The sequence below is a fragment of the Plantactinospora sp. B24E8 genome (assembly GCF_039871735.1).
GTDB lineage: Bacteria > Actinomycetota > Actinomycetes > Mycobacteriales > Micromonosporaceae > Plantactinospora.
In genome coordinates this window covers 363,525-379,410 of record NZ_JBDPMH010000003.1, presented here as the reverse complement: position 1 = coordinate 379,410, position 15,886 = coordinate 363,525, and the positions used below count along the sequence as shown (strand labels likewise).

Annotated in this window: 6 protein-coding genes; 2 read left to right on the top strand and 4 right to left on the bottom strand. The window is 72.3% G+C overall.

Going from position 1 to position 15,886, the window contains the following annotated elements:
- Positions 1–40 precede the first annotated feature (40 nt).
- From ABGB21_RS07770 to ABGB21_RS07755, 4 genes are read right to left on the bottom strand one after another with little or no spacing between them, the layout of a single operon-like run.
- Complete coding sequence (locus ABGB21_RS07770; protein ID WP_347677056.1) at positions 41–6,406, bottom strand: hypothetical protein; 6,366 nt, start codon at positions 6,404–6,406, stop codon at positions 41–43.
- 58 nt (positions 6,407–6,464) lie between these two features.
- Complete coding sequence (gene eccCa, locus ABGB21_RS07765) at positions 6,465–10,490, bottom strand: type VII secretion protein EccCa (RefSeq protein ID WP_347677054.1); 4,026 nt, start codon at positions 10,488–10,490, stop codon at positions 6,465–6,467.
- Between the two features lie 30 nt (positions 10,491–10,520).
- The gene (locus tag ABGB21_RS07760; RefSeq protein ID WP_347657506.1) at positions 10,521–10,985 is read right to left on the bottom strand and encodes a hypothetical protein; all 465 of its coding nucleotides are present in this window, start codon (positions 10,983–10,985) and stop codon (positions 10,521–10,523) included.
- Positions 10,982–11,284 carry a hypothetical protein gene (locus ABGB21_RS07755; protein WP_347677052.1) on the bottom strand — a complete coding sequence of 101 codons (303 nt, stop codon included), beginning with the start codon at positions 11,282–11,284 and terminating at the stop codon, positions 10,982–10,984. Before ABGB21_RS07755 ends, ABGB21_RS07760 begins: the two co-directional genes overlap by 4 nt.
- Positions 11,285–11,511: 227 nt before the next feature.
- Here ABGB21_RS07755 and ABGB21_RS07750 point away from each other — a divergent pair, with 227 nt between their 5' ends.
- Together ABGB21_RS07750 and ABGB21_RS07745 are read left to right on the top strand one after the other, a co-directional pair.
- Positions 11,512–12,255, top strand: coding sequence for a hypothetical protein (locus tag ABGB21_RS07750; RefSeq protein ID WP_347677050.1), 744 nt, complete (start codon positions 11,512–11,514; stop codon positions 12,253–12,255).
- Positions 12,256–12,435: 180 nt separating this feature from the next.
- Positions 12,436–15,867, top strand: coding sequence for an AAA family ATPase (locus ABGB21_RS07745; protein WP_347677048.1), 3,432 nt, complete (start codon positions 12,436–12,438; stop codon positions 15,865–15,867).
- Positions 15,868–15,886 lie beyond the last annotated feature (19 nt).

Below are 15,886 nucleotides of genomic sequence, written 5' to 3'. Positions count from 1 at the left end.
ATCGGCGGCGGGCCAGGGCGCAGCTCCTGCGGCGCGGGGATCAGGTCGCCGACCGCACGTCGGCGCAGTAGTCGAGGACGGCGACCCGGACCGGGTCGGGAAGCCCGGCGGTACCGGCCTCGTCGAACCGGTGGTACACCGGGTCCGTGCCGGGACGTACGTGCACGATCCAGAGCGTGCCGTCCCGCCCCACGTGCACGCCGACCGCATCTCGGCTGGTGTCCTCGAGGCGTACCAGTGCGAAGCCGCCCCGGCCCGCCTGCCCCGCCGCCGCTGCCACGTCCTGCCACGAGGCGACCCGCTGCCAGCCCGGCCCCTCGGCCGCCGAGTCCGCCCGCCAGGCGATGTCCTGACCGGCATCGCCGCCGCCGGGCAGTCGCGCCCCGGCGGGATACCGCGCGGTGAACAGGTCCGCCAGCAGGTCGTCGCCGCCGCTGTTCGTGATCTCGCCCGTGACCCGGCTGTTGATCCGGTCCAGCATCCGGGTGTCCGCGGCCTCCGACGGCGTGGTTGCGGTCTCCGACGGTGTGACCGCCGATCCGCCGTCCTGCGGACCGGTCTGCCCGGACACCGACGGATCCGGGCGCCGGGCACCGGCCGGCGGTACGACGTCGGGATCCGGCGGCTGCACAAAACGCGCTCCCAGCCGGGTGCGGCCCAGGAGTTCCACCTCGTAGCCGGTGACAAGCGTGACCGCCCGATCGCCGTACGGCACCTGGATGCGGTACGAGTCGAAGACCAGCAACTGGTGGCCGTCCGGCACCGACCGCGGCCGGTCGGTACTGACCTGTACGGCGCCCTGTCCGACGGTGATGAAACGGGGCAGGTCGGCGGCGGGCAGCAGGGCGTAGCTGCGACCGTAGGCCAGGGTCGCGTCGGGGTGGGACCAGGCTGCGGTGATGACGTCGGTCGCGTACGCCGGATCGTCCGCCAGGCGCCGGTTGGTGGTCAGCGGATCGCCGTGGAGCAGCGGTTCGAGGGACAGCAGCGGTCGCTCCCCACCGACGATCGGCACCCCGACACGATCTTCGTCCACCGGGGACGACGGGGTGTGGTCCGCCGAGCCGACCAGGGAGGACGGCGTTACCGGGTGGGTCCCCTCGGGCGCCCCGGAGCCGCCGGTACCCATTTCGGGCCCGTCGCCGTCCGCCACATCCCGGGGCTGCTCGACCGTGCCGCTCTCCGCCGGAGCCGGCGGCCGCACCACGGGCTCGGGAAGGTCGTCCCCGGGTCGTCCACCGGCCCGGGGCGGCTTGTCCTCGGTGAAGGTGATCGTGCGCGTCTCCGTTTGGGTCTGCGTCTGCGAGCCCGTCCCCGCCGGCCGCTGGCCGAGCCCACCGCCGCCCCGTGCCGGACCGCCGCCGGAACCGCCCCGTGCCGGTCCACCACCGGAGCCACCCAGTGTCCGCCCGTCACCAGAACCGCCGGACGGGCCGCCTGAGCCCTGTGTCCCGGAAGCGTCGGACTGGGTGAACGTCAACCGACCCGACCCCGGGTCGAAAACCAACTGGTCGGACGGGACACGGTCCGGCCCCGCCCCGACCAGCACACCGTCGGCATCCAGGTGCAACTGCGGCGAACCCGTCCCACCCGACGGCGAGAACGTCGTCATTGACACCCCACCGTGGGCGTCGACCCGGACCACCCGCAACGGCTCGGACCTGACCCCGACCGGCCGCAAACCCGTGCCGTCGTCCCCCGGCCGGAAGTACGTCAGACCACCCGCCACCGGCTGATCCACCGGCTCCACGGCAGCCGCGTCCTGCGGCCGATCGTTGCGTACCAATCCCCAACGCCCAGCAACCGGGTCACGTACCAGCACCCGGTTCTGGCCCGGATCGACCTCCACCGGCTGCCCGTCCAACCGGTGTCCTCTCGGACCGACCGTCGTCACCCGCTCCATCCTCGACGGGGTGCCGTCAAAACGACCCTCGTACCACCGACCCGCTTCCAACTCGAAATACCGATACCCGGAGCCGGCACCCGCATCCGGTTCAGGCACCCGAACCGGCGGCCGGTCGAACGTCAACAGGTCAACATTGCCGCTCGTGTCGCCTCGCAACACCTGGAACGTCGGCGGCTCCGGCACCGGCTCGGCCAGAGTCCGCCCCCGAGGCACCACCACGTGATAGTTCCGCGACTCCACCCCGGAGGACGCCGGCTGCGCACTCACCGTCGTGACATCCCACCGACCCGTACGCGAGTCGAAAACCGCCACCCGCTCCGTCGGCTCACCCACCGGGCTCCGCCCGCCGCCCTGGCCACTCGCACCCTGACCATTACCGCCGACCGGCTGCACCCGCAGCACCGACTCGTCCGGATGCACCGACGTCCGAGTCTCCACCCCGGTACGCGGATCCACCTCGACATACTCGTAGCCACCCCGGCCACCGGCACCCCGAGACGCGCCAACTCCCTCAGCGGGCCCAGCACCCACGCTCCTTGGCGCCGGATATTTCACCGTCCCCGGCTGCGCGCCGAGCGTGTCACCACCACCCTGCGGGAACCGCTCCCTCGGCACCGACAACGTCACCAGATCACGCTCACCGGTCACCGGATCAACCCGGAACACCTGCCGACCCGGCTCCGACACCGGCCCGGATTCCACCGGCCGCACCCCAACCGCCCCAGCCGACTCCGGCTTCGGCACCACCAGCGCCGAATCGTCCACCGGGGTCGTACCCGCGTTCATCCGCTGCTGCGCCGCCGCCGCCAACTGCTCCCGCGACGGCCGACCACCCACACCGCCACCCTCGACCGGCGACGACACCGGCTCCGGCTTCGGCCCCACCTGCGGCGAGCCGGACTCCGGCAGCGCTGGCTTCGGCTCCGGCGCCGGCCGCTGCGCCGGAGCCGGGACCGTCCGGGTACCAGCGCCGCTATCCGGTCGACCACCGCCGACCATCCCACCGTCGTTCGGCACCGGCTCCGGGCCAACCGGCTTCGGCTCGCCGACCACGTCCTCGGGGCCGCCGCCGTGGGTCCGGTCACCCACCTGCGGAGGCTTGTCCTCGGTGAAAGTGATCGTCCGCGTCTCCGTCTGGGTCTGCGTCTGCGAACCGGTCCCCGTCGGCCGCTGACCAAGCCCACCGCCACCCCGCGCCGGACCACCACCAGAACCACCGGAACCACCGCCCGGACCACCCGGCCTGCCACCGGGACCACCGGAGCCGCCCGGCCCACCGCCGGAACCGCCACCCGAACCGCCGGACCCGCCGCCCGCCTCGTACGGGGTGGGCTCGCGGAACGTCAGATTGCCGGACTTCGGGTCGAAGCTGAGCTGTTCGGGGCGGATGCCGTTCGGGGTGGAGTTGAGCAGTTCGCCGTTGCGGCCCACCCGCAACTGCGGCAGGCTGTCGCCGGACGGGGAAAAGGTGCTGGTCTCGACGCTGCCGTCGCCCCGCACCTTGATGACCGGCAACGGGTCACCCTTGACACCGGCCGGCGTCAACCCGTCCTGCTCCGGAGTCGCCCGGTAGTACGACGAGCCGCCCGGCCGGGCCGGCGCGACCGGTACGTCCGCACCGCCACCGCTCCGGACGGGCGTCCAGAGCCGGGTCTCCGGATCACGCACCAGGACGCCGTGCTCGGTGAGCTTGACCGGTGTCCCGTCCAACCGGTGTGCGTCCGGGACGGTGGTGACCCGCTCGACCTTCGGGGTGCCGAAGTACTCCCCCTCGTGCCATCCGGTCCGGCCGGTGCCGAGTTCCTGGAAGGTGAATCCGTCGGTCCTGCCGTTCGCCACCCGCACCGGGTCACGCCGGTACGTCAGCAGGTCGATGTTGCCGTCGGCGTCCCGGCGCAGCACCTGGAGCCCGGGGGGCGAATCCGTGAGCGGGTTGTCTTTCCCCCCTCCCGGGGACGGGTTGCCCGACCGGTCGGCCGGCGCCGGCCCGGGCGACACGGTGTCCACGTCCCACTGCCGCCGGCCCCAGTCGTACCGCAGCACGCGTTCGTCCGGCGCGCCGACCGGGATCTTCTCGCCGTTCCTGACGACGAAGTTGCGCTGCTCGACACCGCTGGCCGGCTGGACCCGGACAATCCCCTCACTCGGGCCGACCTCGGTCGGGGTGGCGGCACCGGTGTGCGGATCGATCTCGTGGTAGCGGTAGGTGCCGTCGGCTCCCGGCCCGTGACCCGGACGGGAGGACGCGCCCTCCCCGATCCGGGGTGCCGGACGCAGGTCGGTGCCGGGCGCGGCGCCCAGGGTGTTGCCCCGACCGGGCAGCCGCGACAGGGTGACCAGTTCGCGCTCACCGGTGTTGACGTTGGTGCGGAAGACCTGCCGGTCCACTGGCTTGGCGCTGACCACCACGTCGTCCGGTCCGAGCCCGGTGGGGCTGGTCCGGCCGGTGGCCGGGTCGATCTCGTGGAACTCGTAACCCGCGCGGCCGCCCTGGCCCTGCCCGTGGCTCTGGGGCTGGCGGGGCGACGGTCCCTGCGGAAGATTCGGTGCCGGGTGCAGGTCGCTGCCGGGTGTGGCACCCAAGGTTCGGCCGGTGCCCGGGAACGGCTTCTTCCCGATCGTCACGAGGTCCCGGGCGCCGGTCTCCGGGTCGATCCGGATCACCTCGCGCCCGGCCCCGGGCGGCGGCCCGACATGGCCCGGCAACACGACGGGGCCGTCGCCGTCCGTACGCTGGCCGCCGCCGCGACGGTCGTCGTTGCCGGCGGCCTGACCGGTGCCGGGACGGTCCCCGGACCCGGAGCGGGCCGAGACCGCGTTGCCGTCTCCGGTCGACGTCGCCGCCGCCTGCCGGTCACCGAGGTCACGGGCCGGGGGCGGGGTGTCCCGGGTGGGAGGCGAGTTGGCCGGGGCGACGGTGTCCGCCCTCGCGCCACCGGGCTCGGCCCGGACGCCGGTCGACCCGGCGGGCGGGGTGTCACGGATGTTCGGCGCCGGCCGCAGGTCGCTGACCGCGGGCCGGGCGCCCAGCACGTTGCCGGCGTCCGGGGACCTCGGGCCGCCCGGCGGAGTGGCGACAGCATCCGGCCGACCCGCCGGCACCGGCTCGTGCGGCCCGGCCGGCGGAACATCCCGCACGTTCGGCGCCGGATGCAGGTCGCTGACCCCGGGCTTGGCGCCGAGGGTGTTACCGGTGCCCGGGAATCGGGACCCGTCCGGCCGGGCGCTCTGCGCGTTGCCCGCGTCCGGGGACTTCGCGCCGCCCGGCGGAGTGGCGACAGCATCCGGCCGACCCGCCGGCACCGGCTCGTGCGGCCCGGCCGGGGGAACATCCCGCACACCAGGCCCAGCAGGCAAGGCATCCCGCACACCAGGCCCGGCCGGCGAGACGTCACGCACGTTCGGCGCCGGACGCAGGTCGCTGACCTCGGGTCGGGCGCCGAGGGTGTTCCCCTCACCCGGAAACCTCGGGGCGCCCGGGCGGACGTCCCGGGGAACCGACGGCGACTCCACACCGGACGTCGGCCCGCCGGGCCGGACGTTCTCCGTCGGCCTGGCGCTGTACGGCGGCGCCGGGTCGAAGAGCACCGCGTCCCCGTCACCGCGGACCGTGACCGGTCCCCGCCCTTCCAGTTTCGGTCCGCTGAAGAGCCCGTCCCCGGGGAGTTTCACACCGCCCGGGGTGCCGGTGACGTCCGGTACGCCGGTACTGACGTTCTTCGGTCCGGAGACGCTCGTCCCCGTACCGATGGTCTTCGGGCCGCCGATCCCGCCCGGCATGTCGTGCGGCGCGTTCCGGCCCACCGCGCCCAGCCCGAAGATGCCGCCGACGCCGGCACCCACCGCGACGTTGATGATGATGTTCTTCGGGTCCTCGTCCAGGTGCGTGCCGGCGATGTTTCCGGCGAGGTCGTTGAAGACCTTGTCGCTGACGAAGGCGCCGAGCGCGCCGTCGATCGCACCGCCGGCGAAGCCGGCCAGCCGCTGCATCCACACCGCGCCCTGGAACATCCGGACCACCGCCGTGAGCAGCCGGGTGAACGTCGCCATCAGGTTCGCGATGAAGCTGAGCGCCGGGATGAAGGCGACGAAGATCAGGGCGAACATGAAGATGCCCAGGAACATCTCCTTGATCGCCTGGGCTTCCTCCTTCTTCCGCTGCTCCTGGAGCTTGTCGGCGTACCAGTTGATCGACTCGCCGACGTTCCAGACCATCCGTGCGGCGCTGAGGAACGACTGACCGCTCGGGTCCTGCTTCGGGTCGACCAGCATCCGACGCAGCGGTTCGAGCGACTCCAGGGCCTTGTCCCGGGCACCGCCGCTCCAGGTCAGGCTGAGGGTGGGGAACGCCAGGTTGATGTAGTACAGGTAGATCTCGTCGCCGAGGTCGAGCCACTGCTTGGCGTACTCGTAGATCGCCTCGAAGTCCGGTGCGGCGCCCGGGGGATACCGCGCCGGCATCAGTCCGGTCTGCGGGTCCGGTCCCAGATCATCGGGCATCGTGCTCTGCTCCTGGAAGGTCGTTCGCTGCTACGCCGGCCGGAGGTGGGTACTCCGGTCAGGAGAAGGCCAGTTCGTCCTCGGGGTCGATCGCCACCTGGACCAGCACCGGCGGCCGGTTACGCCGGACCAGCAGGCCCCGGCCGGGCGGCTGGAGTCCGGGCCGGACGCCGCCGAGCAGCGGGCCCTCCCGTCCCTCGGCGGAGAACAGCAGCCCGTCGGTACCGAGCTCGGCGACCCTGGCCAGCAGCGAGCCGGACATCATCGTGCGGGACGCCCCGGCCGCACGGTGCGCGGCCACCACGTGGAAGCCGACCTCGCGGGCCTGGACCAGGAACGGGATCAGCGGTGCCAGCGGCGACGACGCCCCGGTGGTGAGCATGTCCAGGTCGTCGACGACCAGGTACAGCTCCGGCCCGCTCCACCAGGACCGCTCCCGCAGTTCCCGGGCGGAGATGGTGCTGGGCGGGCGGCGCTGCGCGAGCCGCTCCGCCAGCTGCGTCGCGTACGCCTCGGCCGCGTGCGGGTCTCCCGCGTACGCGCCGAGGTGCCCGTCCGGTACGGCGCCCAGCAGGCTGCGCCGGTAGTCGACGACCATGAACCGGGCCCGGTCGTCCGGCACCCGCTCGGCCAGCGCCCGCATCCAGGTACGCAGGAACTGCGACTTGCCGGAGCCACTGTCGCCGAAGACGAGGAAGTGCGGCTGTTCCCGGGTCAGGTCCACGGTGACCGGTGCGAGGTCGACCTCGTCCAGGCCGATCGCGCCCGCCCCGGGGCCGGCGACGGCGGTCAGCTCGGCGACGGTGAGCCGCTCCGGCAGCATCCGTACGGCCGGTGCGGTGGCGCCGCGCCAGCCACCGGCCAGCCGGGCGACCAGCTTCGCCTGCGCCTCGGAGAGTTCCTCGACCACCTCGGCACCGCCACCCGCGTCCAGTGTCGGCAGTGCCGCCTGGAAGAAGACCCCGGGCGCGATGACCCCCCGTCCCGGTACCGCGCCGGTGAGCTGCCGGGAGAAGGCCCGGCCGAGCTCCGACTCGTACGGGTCGTTGAGCCGCAGCTCCATCCGTCCGCCGATGCTGTCCCGCAGGTTGGCCCGGATCTCGACCCAGCGGTTGGCGGACAGGACCAGGTGTACGCCGACGCCGAGTCCCCGGGCCGCGAGTTCCACCACCAGCGGATCGGCCTCCTCGATCTCGCCCCGCACCGCGGACCAGTTGTCGACGACCACGAAGAGGTCGGCGCCCCGGGTCCCCGGCGGCAGGTTCCGGGCGTCCCGGCGGCGCCGGAACTCGGCCGCCGAGCCGATCCCCTCGGCCCGGAACAGCTCCTCACGCTCGGTCACCAGCCGCATCGCCTCGGCCAGCAGTCGACGTACCCGGGTCGGTTCCAGCCGGGACGCGGCGCCGGTCACGTGCGGGGCGGCGGCGAGCGGCAGCAGTCCGCCGCCGCCGTAGTCGATGATGGAGACCTGCAGTTCGTCGGGGGTGCCGGTGAGCATCGCCGACATCACCAGGGTGCGCAGCAGCACACTCTTGCCGGACTGCGGCGCGCCGACCACGGCGACGTTGCCGTCCTTGCCGGACAGGTCGATCACCATCGGGTCCTGCCGCTGGTCGAGCGGCAGGTCGAGGACGGCGACCGGGAACCTCAACCCGCCCGGCCACTGCCACAGTTCGGCGGTCAGGCCGCGGTCCGGATCCTCGCCGACCGGGCCGAGCAGGCTGCCCAGGTCGACCACCGGCGGCAGTGGTGGCAGCCACACCTGGTGCACCGGCTGGTCGAGCCGGGAGAGCCGTTCGACGGCGACCTGCAGTTCGGTACGGGTGTTCAGGTCGACGGTCCGCGTGGGTCGGACCTCGGTCGGCGCGGAGGCGGTCAGCGCCGCCGAGCGGAGGGTGAACGGCACCAGCTGGACCTGTCGCCGGTTCTCCTCGTCCGGGTCCGGGGCGCCGAGGTACGGGCCGGAGACGTGCGCGACCCGGAACCGGGTGTAGACGGTCTCGTCGACCTTGAGGTAGGCGGAGCCCGGCACCGGCGGCAGGTGGTACGCGTCCGGGGTGCCGATCACCGCCCGGCTCTCGGCCGCGGAGAAGGTACGCAGGCAGAGCCGGTACGACAGGTGTGACTGCAGGCCGCGCAGCCGGCTCTCCTCCAGCCGCTGGGTGGCGAGCAGCAGGTGCATGCCGAGTGACCGGCCGACCCGGCCGATCTGGACGAAGAGTTCGATGAAGTCGGGCCGGCCGGAGAGCAGTTCACCGAACTCGTCGACGATGATCAGCAGGTACGGCAGCGGTTCGAGCGGCCGGCCGTTGACGTCGGTGCCGCCGGCGGCCTGCCGGATCTGGTACTCCCGGACCGAGTCGACGTTGCCGGCGTCACGCAGCAGCCGCTGGCGGCGTTGCTGCTCGCCCTGCAGCGCGACGCGTACCCGGTCGACCATCGCCAGGTCGTCGGCGAGGTTGGTGATCAGGCCGGAGACGTGCGGCAGTTCGGTGACCCCGGCGAAGGTGGCGCCGCCCTTGAAGTCGATCAGTACGAAGCTGACCAGTTCCGGGCTGTGCCGGGCGGCCAGCCCGGTGACCAGGGTGCGGAGCAGTTCGCTCTTGCCGGAGCCGGTGGCCCCGACCACCAGCCCGTGCGGGCCCATGCCGCGCTGGGCCGACTCCTTGAGGTCGAGCAGGACCGGTTCGCCGTCGCCGTCGACGCCGAGCGGCACCCGCAGCATGTCCGGGTCGGCCGGGAGCACCCGGCCGCGTCGCGGGTCGAGTTGGCCGACGTCGGTCACCCCGAGCATCTCGGGCAGGGTGGTGATCCGGGACAGTACCGGTTCCCGGTCCTCGGTGAGCCGCAGCGGGGCCAGCCGGCGGGCGATCGCCTCACACAGTTCCGGCGGGCTCAGGTCGGCCCGGGCGGACTCGATGACCGCGTACCGTTCCGGGTTCGGCCCGCTGAGTTCCAGGCCGCCGTCGGCGGTGACGGTCGCCCGACCGTCGACCCGGGTCGGTTCGGCGGCCTGCGAGCCGGCCAGGCAGAGTACGGTGATGCCGAGGTCCGGTCCGGCGTCGGTCCAGAGCGACTCGAGGATCGGGGTACGGGCCCAGGGCGCGTCCGGGCGGTAGCCGTCCAGCACCAGGACGAGTCGGCGGGCGAGGTTGCCGGGCGCGTAGGTGCGCCGGTTGCGGGCCTCCTCCCGGGCCCGGTCCCGTTCCCGTTCCAGGTGGTCGGCGAGCAGGTCGAAGTCCTCGGCGACCAGGGACGTCACGCCCGCCGCCGAGGCGGCGCCGGGCTCGTGGGTGTGCGGCAGCCACTTGGCCCAGTCCCAGCCGTCCGCGCCGCCGGTGTGCACGACGATGCTGACGTCCTCCGGGGCGTGCAGGGCGGCGATCTGGGCCACCACCGACCGGGCCAGCGCCCGGGTCGCCGGGCCGGTGCCGACGAGGCTGACCACGCCGCACCGGGCGAGGTCGATCCAGGCCGGTTGTCCGCCGACGGTCCGGTGGTCGGCCACCACCGTCTCGGCCTCGATGACGAGGGTGCGGTCGTACTCGGCCATCGGGTCCATCCGGCCGCCGGACTCGACCCCGCTGCCGAGGGGTCCGGCGCCGACGCCGAACCGCACCCGCAGGAAGTCGGGGTCGGCGGGGCGGCGTTCCCAGGTGCGGCGGCCGGCGCCGACCAGGGCCAGCAGCCGACGCGGGCTGGGCTGGTGGACCACGGCCGAGCGGCGGGTCGCGGCCGCCAGGGCCCGTGCCGATCCGCGTACGTCGTCCAGGATCTCCAGGTAACGCTCGCGCTGCCGGCGCTGGTTCGCCTCGGCCGCGTGTTTCATCTGCCACCGCATGCCGACCGTGGCGACGACCGAGAGCACCACGAACCCGATGCCCAGCATGATCAACAACGGGCGCTGGTACGAGATGAGGTAACCGGCCATGGCGACCGTGGAGAGCAGCGGCAGCATCATGGTCAGCCAGGCGTTCGACGCCTGGGCCCGGGTCACCGGCGGTGGGGTCGGCACCGTGATCCGGTCCTTGGGTGCCTCGGGGTAGGCCAGTCGGGCCGGCCGGTGGAACGGGATCCGGGTCATGTCAGGGTGCCGTCTCTCGATGGTTGTCGGTCAGACTTCACTGATCGGCGGGGTGTGGTCGCCGCCGCCGGCGGTGTCGCCCGGATCCTGGCCGGCGAGCATCTTGTTCAGCAGGTCGATGTACTTCTGCCACAGGTCGACGATCTGCGACTCGGCGACGCTCATGTTCAGCGCCGCGCCCTGCAGCCCGCCCGCGATGCGGTTGAGTACGCCGAGTTCCGGTTGCTGCTTGGTGCCGAACAGCGACCTGGCGCAGGCCTGCCACCGGTCGTTGATGTCCTGCGCCTCCCGCTGGCTCGAACCGGCCCAGTTCAGCTCGATCGACTCCAGCGCGTTGGTGATCCGGTCCAGCGCGTCGACGAGTTCGTCGACGTACCCGGGGATGGTGTTCTTGCCGATCGCCCAGACCCCGGCCAGGTCCATCACCAGGTCGGCGTCGCCGGAGCTGTAGGTGGTGCCGGTGGGGACCGGGGCGCCACCGGTGGGGCTGGTCATCCCGCCCCCTGGTGCTTCGGGTTGGTGTTGTTGAGGTTCGCCGCCGCCTGGACCTCGACCTCGTGGTAGTTGTGGTACGTCTGCCGCATCCGCCGCAGGATCTCGGCGAGCAGCCCGTTCAGGTCGGCCGCGTCGGCGTCGTACTCCCGTACCAGGTCGGCGAAGGTGGCGCCGGCCGGCGAACGCCACTCGTCCTGGGCGGCGACGAAGGCGCCACGCAGCTCTCCGAGGACTCCCTCGACCCGCCGGTTCTGGGCGGCGACCGTCTCGATCGCCTCGCCGAAGACACGCATCATCACCCTGAATTCCTGCAGTGACACTTCCCTCGGCACGGCCGGCTTCCTTAGCTGGTTTCGGGGTACGGGCGTGGTGGCAGAGCAACCCGGTCTGACGATAGGAATCCGGTCGGACGCCCGGACAGTCACTTTCCAGGGACCCCGGCCGGTAGCCGATGAGGGACTCGGCACCGCCACCGACGCGCGACGGATACTGGGCCGGGAGCGAGCACGAGGAGTGGCGAAGACACATGCCGAGGTACCGGTCGGCCTACGACCCCAACCCGCTGCCGGACCCGGGGGACGGCACGCCGGACGCGTCGAGCCCGCCCAACGTCGTGCCCGCCAAGTCGCTGCGGGTGAACTGGACGGGCCCACAGCCGTTGCACACCGTCGTCCCGGACGCCAAGGGCGGCGGTGCTGCCGGAGGCGATGCTTCCGGAGGCGGTGACGGCAGCGGCGACGGGCCGGGCACCCCGGGCCAGTCGGGCTCCGGCGACCCGGGGGCCGACCAACCGGACCAGCAGAAACTGCTGTCGAGCGGGCCGGAGTGGGAGTCGGTGCACGTCCGCCCCGAGGATCTGCTGGCGCACGAACAGACCGTGCTGGACCGGGCCAGGTCGCTGGCGGACCGGTTCAACGCGCTGGTGGCCGACTCCGAGGCGAAGCTGGGCGCCGACTTCTGGGGCGCCGAGGAGGGCGTGAACCAGATCCAACGCCACGTCCCCGGCGCCGACCGGACCCAGTCCGACATCCGCGGCGCCATCGAGAACACGCCGCACTACACGTACACCTCGTCGGCGTTGAGCACCCAGAAGTTCCTGGAGGCGCTCCGGATGAACCAACGCGGTGCCCTCCAGCACGCGGCCGACGCGATCACCATGTCGGGCGGTTACATCGAGTTGCTGAACGTCACCGCCGACGCGTACGCCTCGGCCGACCAGTACTCCGTCTTCCCGGACAAGTCGTCGATCTCCGGCGGTCAGGGCAGCTGACCGGCCGGCGGTGACGGCCGTACGGGCGGGGGGTCACCGCCGCACGCCCGGCGGGGCGACGGCTCCCGGGACGACCGGGAAAAGCGACAAAGACTACCGACAGGTCAGGACTGATAGCATTCCGCGACTGAGATTCGTATGCTTTGCAGGGATTCAGGTTCCCGCGGCGGAAGGGGCGGCATGCCGCGCCGTTCGAGTCTCAGCTACCGTGCCGCGCTGCGCCTCCTGGCTCCGGGCAGCACGACCCTCACCGACATCGACCAGACGATCACCGGCGGGATCCTGGCCGCCGGAGCGCTGTCCCACCCCGCCGCCCTCACCCTGCTCGGCCCGAAGAACTCCCTGCTGCAGTGGGTCCGCGAGGTCAGCGACAACCAGGCCGGCCGGATCCGCGCCTCGGGCGGAAAGTCGTACTACGAACTGCTCGAGGCGAGCCACACCGTACTGGCGCTCTCGGCGTTCTTCGACGCGTTCCGCGACGAGGTGGGTCCCGGGTTCGACCGGCTCGAGCTGACCGACGCGGAGAAGCTCGCCGCGCTGCCCCGGGACCGCAACCGGCACACCCTGCCGCACGAGATCGAGAGTGGACACTTCCCGCTGCCCTCGTCGGTCCGCGGCCTCGACGAGACACGCCGCCAGGTCGGCGCCGCCTACGTCGCCCTCTACGACTCGACCATCGCCTTCTGCGAGGGCCTCGCCGCCTGGTCGGAGGTCCGGCACGGGCTCGACCTCACCTCGTTGCGGACCAGGGTGGTCGACCGCAGTGTGCGGTACTACGAGGACCGCTTCGACCGTCTCGCCACCGACCTTCCGGAGTTCGGGTTCCGCACGATGCGGCAGGCGCTCGAGCACAACCTGACCGACCACCGCACCCTGACCGCGCGGGTGACGGACCGGCTCGACGCCCTGGAGGCGCTCTACCGGAACCTGGCGGAACTGGTCGCACCGGTCCCGGCCGAGCGACCGGACCCGCTGCGCGAAACTCTCGACCGGGTGGCGGGGTGGATGAGCGGGGTCTTCCGGCAACCGCTGCTGCACATCAAGGACATCGACTTCCACCTGCGACTGCCCACCGTGGAGGGCGGCTTCATCAGCCCGGACTTCCGGATCGCCGAGTACGGCAAGCACGCCGCGCCGGAACGGGACATCTGGTGGAACGACCAGCCGAGGAGTACCGACCTGGTCGGCTTCCTCACCGACTACCTGACCGACCCGGCGAGCCTGCACCGGCCCCTGCTGGTGCTGGGTCAGCCGGGGGCCGGCAAGACCCTGCTCACCAAAGTCATCGCGGCCCGTCTCCCGGCCACCCGGTTCACCTCGATCGTCGTACCGTTGCGCCGGATCATCACCGACGCCTCCCCGTCCGAGCAGATCGAGTCCGCGATCGAGCAGCTCCTGGACGAACGGATCCGCTGGGCGGACCTCCGCCGGGCCACCGAGTCCACCACCGTGGTGGTGATCTTCGACGGTTTCGACGAACTCGTCCAGGCCACCGGCACGGCGCACTCGCAGTACATCGACCGGGTGGCCGAGTTCCAGGAGGCCCAGTGGGAACTGGGCGCCTCGGTCATCCCGATCATCACCTCCCGGATGCTGGTGATGGACCGGGCGAGCGTGCCGCACGGCACCGTCCTGATCCGGCTGGAGGACCTCACCGACGCGCAGATCACGACCTGGGTCAAGGCGGTCAACAAGGCCAACGAGAAACGGGACGGGTTCCGCCGGCTCTCGGCCCGGGAGCTGATGTCCCACAACGAACTGGCCCGGCAACCGCTCCTGCTCACCCTGCTGGCCATCTACTACAACGAACACAGCGTCAACCGACGCCCGGACCGGGGCATCTCCCGCTCCGACCTGTTCACCGGCCTGCTCACCGCGTTCATCCGCCGCCAGATCGCCGAGAAGGCCCCGCAGTCGCTGCCGCAGCCCGAGCGGGAACTCCGCGAGCGCCGGCTGCGTCGGGACCTGGCCGTCACCGCCTTCGCCATGTTCAACCGCAACCGGGAGGTGGTGAACCGCGCCGACCTCCGCGCCGATCTGGACTGCTTCGCCTCCCGGACGACCGGCCGCGCCCGCTTCGAGTTCGGCGAGGTGCTCGGCCCGGAGCAGCTCGTCACCGCTGCCTTCTTCGTGGTGTACGGTCCGGACGACCTGCAGGGCGAGGACGCCCGGCGCACCTACGAGTTCCTGCACGGCACGATCGGCGACTTCCTGATCGCCGAACACGTCATCGGGTCCCTGCGGGAACTCGCCGACCTGCGCGGCCGGATGTACACCGGCCCCGGCTTCGGCGCCCAGCTGGACACCGGCCAGTTCAGCGCCCTGCTCTCCCACCAGCCCCTGGTGAAGCGGGAGGCCGTGGTCGTGTTCGCCAGGGAACTCGCCGCCCGTCACCCGGACGAACGGGACGCCATCGTCGACACCATCGCCGCCCTGCTGGCCGAGGCCCGGCAGCGCAGCAACCTCGCGGGCGTGGAGGGCTACCGCCCCTCCCCGCACGACCCCGTCCGGCTGCTCGCCGCCTACACCGCCAACCTGGTGAGCCTGGCCGCGCTGGTCTGTGCGGACGGCGTCCCCCACACCGACCTGATGGACGAGCAGACCTGGATCTCGACGGTACGGCTGTGGCGTGCCGGGCTGGACGAGAAGGGCCAGCTGGCGATGATCGGCTCGCTGACCCGGGACGGCAAGGGCCTGATCGTGGCGGAACGTCGGGCGCAGCGCGGCGAGACGGTGAGCATCGTCGCCGAGGAGGCCCGGCTGCTCGGTGACGTCACGACGTACGGCCAACTCCAGGCGGGCGCGAGGACCTGGCGCGGCCAGACCCCGGACAGCTTCGACAGCGCCCGGTTCCACGCCGACGTGGTCTCGCTGGCCACCCGACGCTGGCCGGTGCCGTCACTGCCCCGACTGACGCTGTACGACGAGCGCAGCTACCGCCGGCTGCTGGAGCGGGCGGTCGAGCGGCCGGAGACGGTGTCCAGCACCAGCGCCACGCTGCTGCTGGAGTGTCTCACCGAGGACGGCGCACAACTGCCCCGCGAGGTGCTCAGTGGACTCACCCGGATCGCGGTCACCCGGCTGCCCCGGTCCGTCACCGCCCCGCCCGAGCTGATCCTCGCCTGCCCCTACCTGATCGACGAGTTCCCCGAACTGCTCGACTCGGTGGGCACCCCGGAAGACCACGCCGTACTGCACGCGCTCATCCTCCGCCGGGGACTCGACCGGCTGCCCGGCAGATACGTACCCCGGGTCCGGGCGGTCCTCGCCGACCTGGAGGAGCGGCTCGACGAGCTGCCGTTGGACGACGGTGTGGTCTGCGCCGAGATGGCGGAACACTTCGCGAACGCCCGGGTCGGCAACCGGACCGCGCTGTGGCTGCTGGTGGCGCTGAGCGAGTACGCCGACCTCGCATGGCGGGAGATCCCGCCGGAGACGATGCTCCGGCTGCTCTCACACCGCCGTGCGGACGAGTTCCTCGACGAGGCACGCCTGCGCCAGCTTCTCGTCGGCTATCTGCGGACGCACGGCCGTACGCCGACCGTCGCCACCCTGCCGGCCGCCCTCGACACCCTGCGCGATCTGGTGGGGACGCCGGAGGACACCACCTGATGAGGTTCCGGTCAAGGCT

What these genes read in the sequence shown, in the direction of transcription:
- ABGB21_RS07770 (WP_347677056.1), bottom strand. Translation starts at nt 6,406, where the DNA reads ATGCCCGATGATCTGGGACCGGACCCGCAGACCGGACTGATGCCGGCG.
- eccCa (WP_347677054.1), bottom strand. Translation starts at nt 10,490, where the DNA reads ATGACCCGGATCCCGTTCCACCGGCCGGCCCGACTGGCCTACCCCGAG.
- ABGB21_RS07745 (WP_347677048.1), top strand. Translation starts at nt 12,436, where the DNA reads ATGCCGCGCCGTTCGAGTCTCAGCTACCGTGCCGCGCTGCGCCTCCTG.
- ABGB21_RS07760 (WP_347657506.1), bottom strand. Translation starts at nt 10,985, where the DNA reads ATGACCAGCCCCACCGGTGGCGCCCCGGTCCCCACCGGCACCACCTAC.
- ABGB21_RS07750 (WP_347677050.1), top strand. Translation starts at nt 11,512, where the DNA reads ATGCCGAGGTACCGGTCGGCCTACGACCCCAACCCGCTGCCGGACCCG.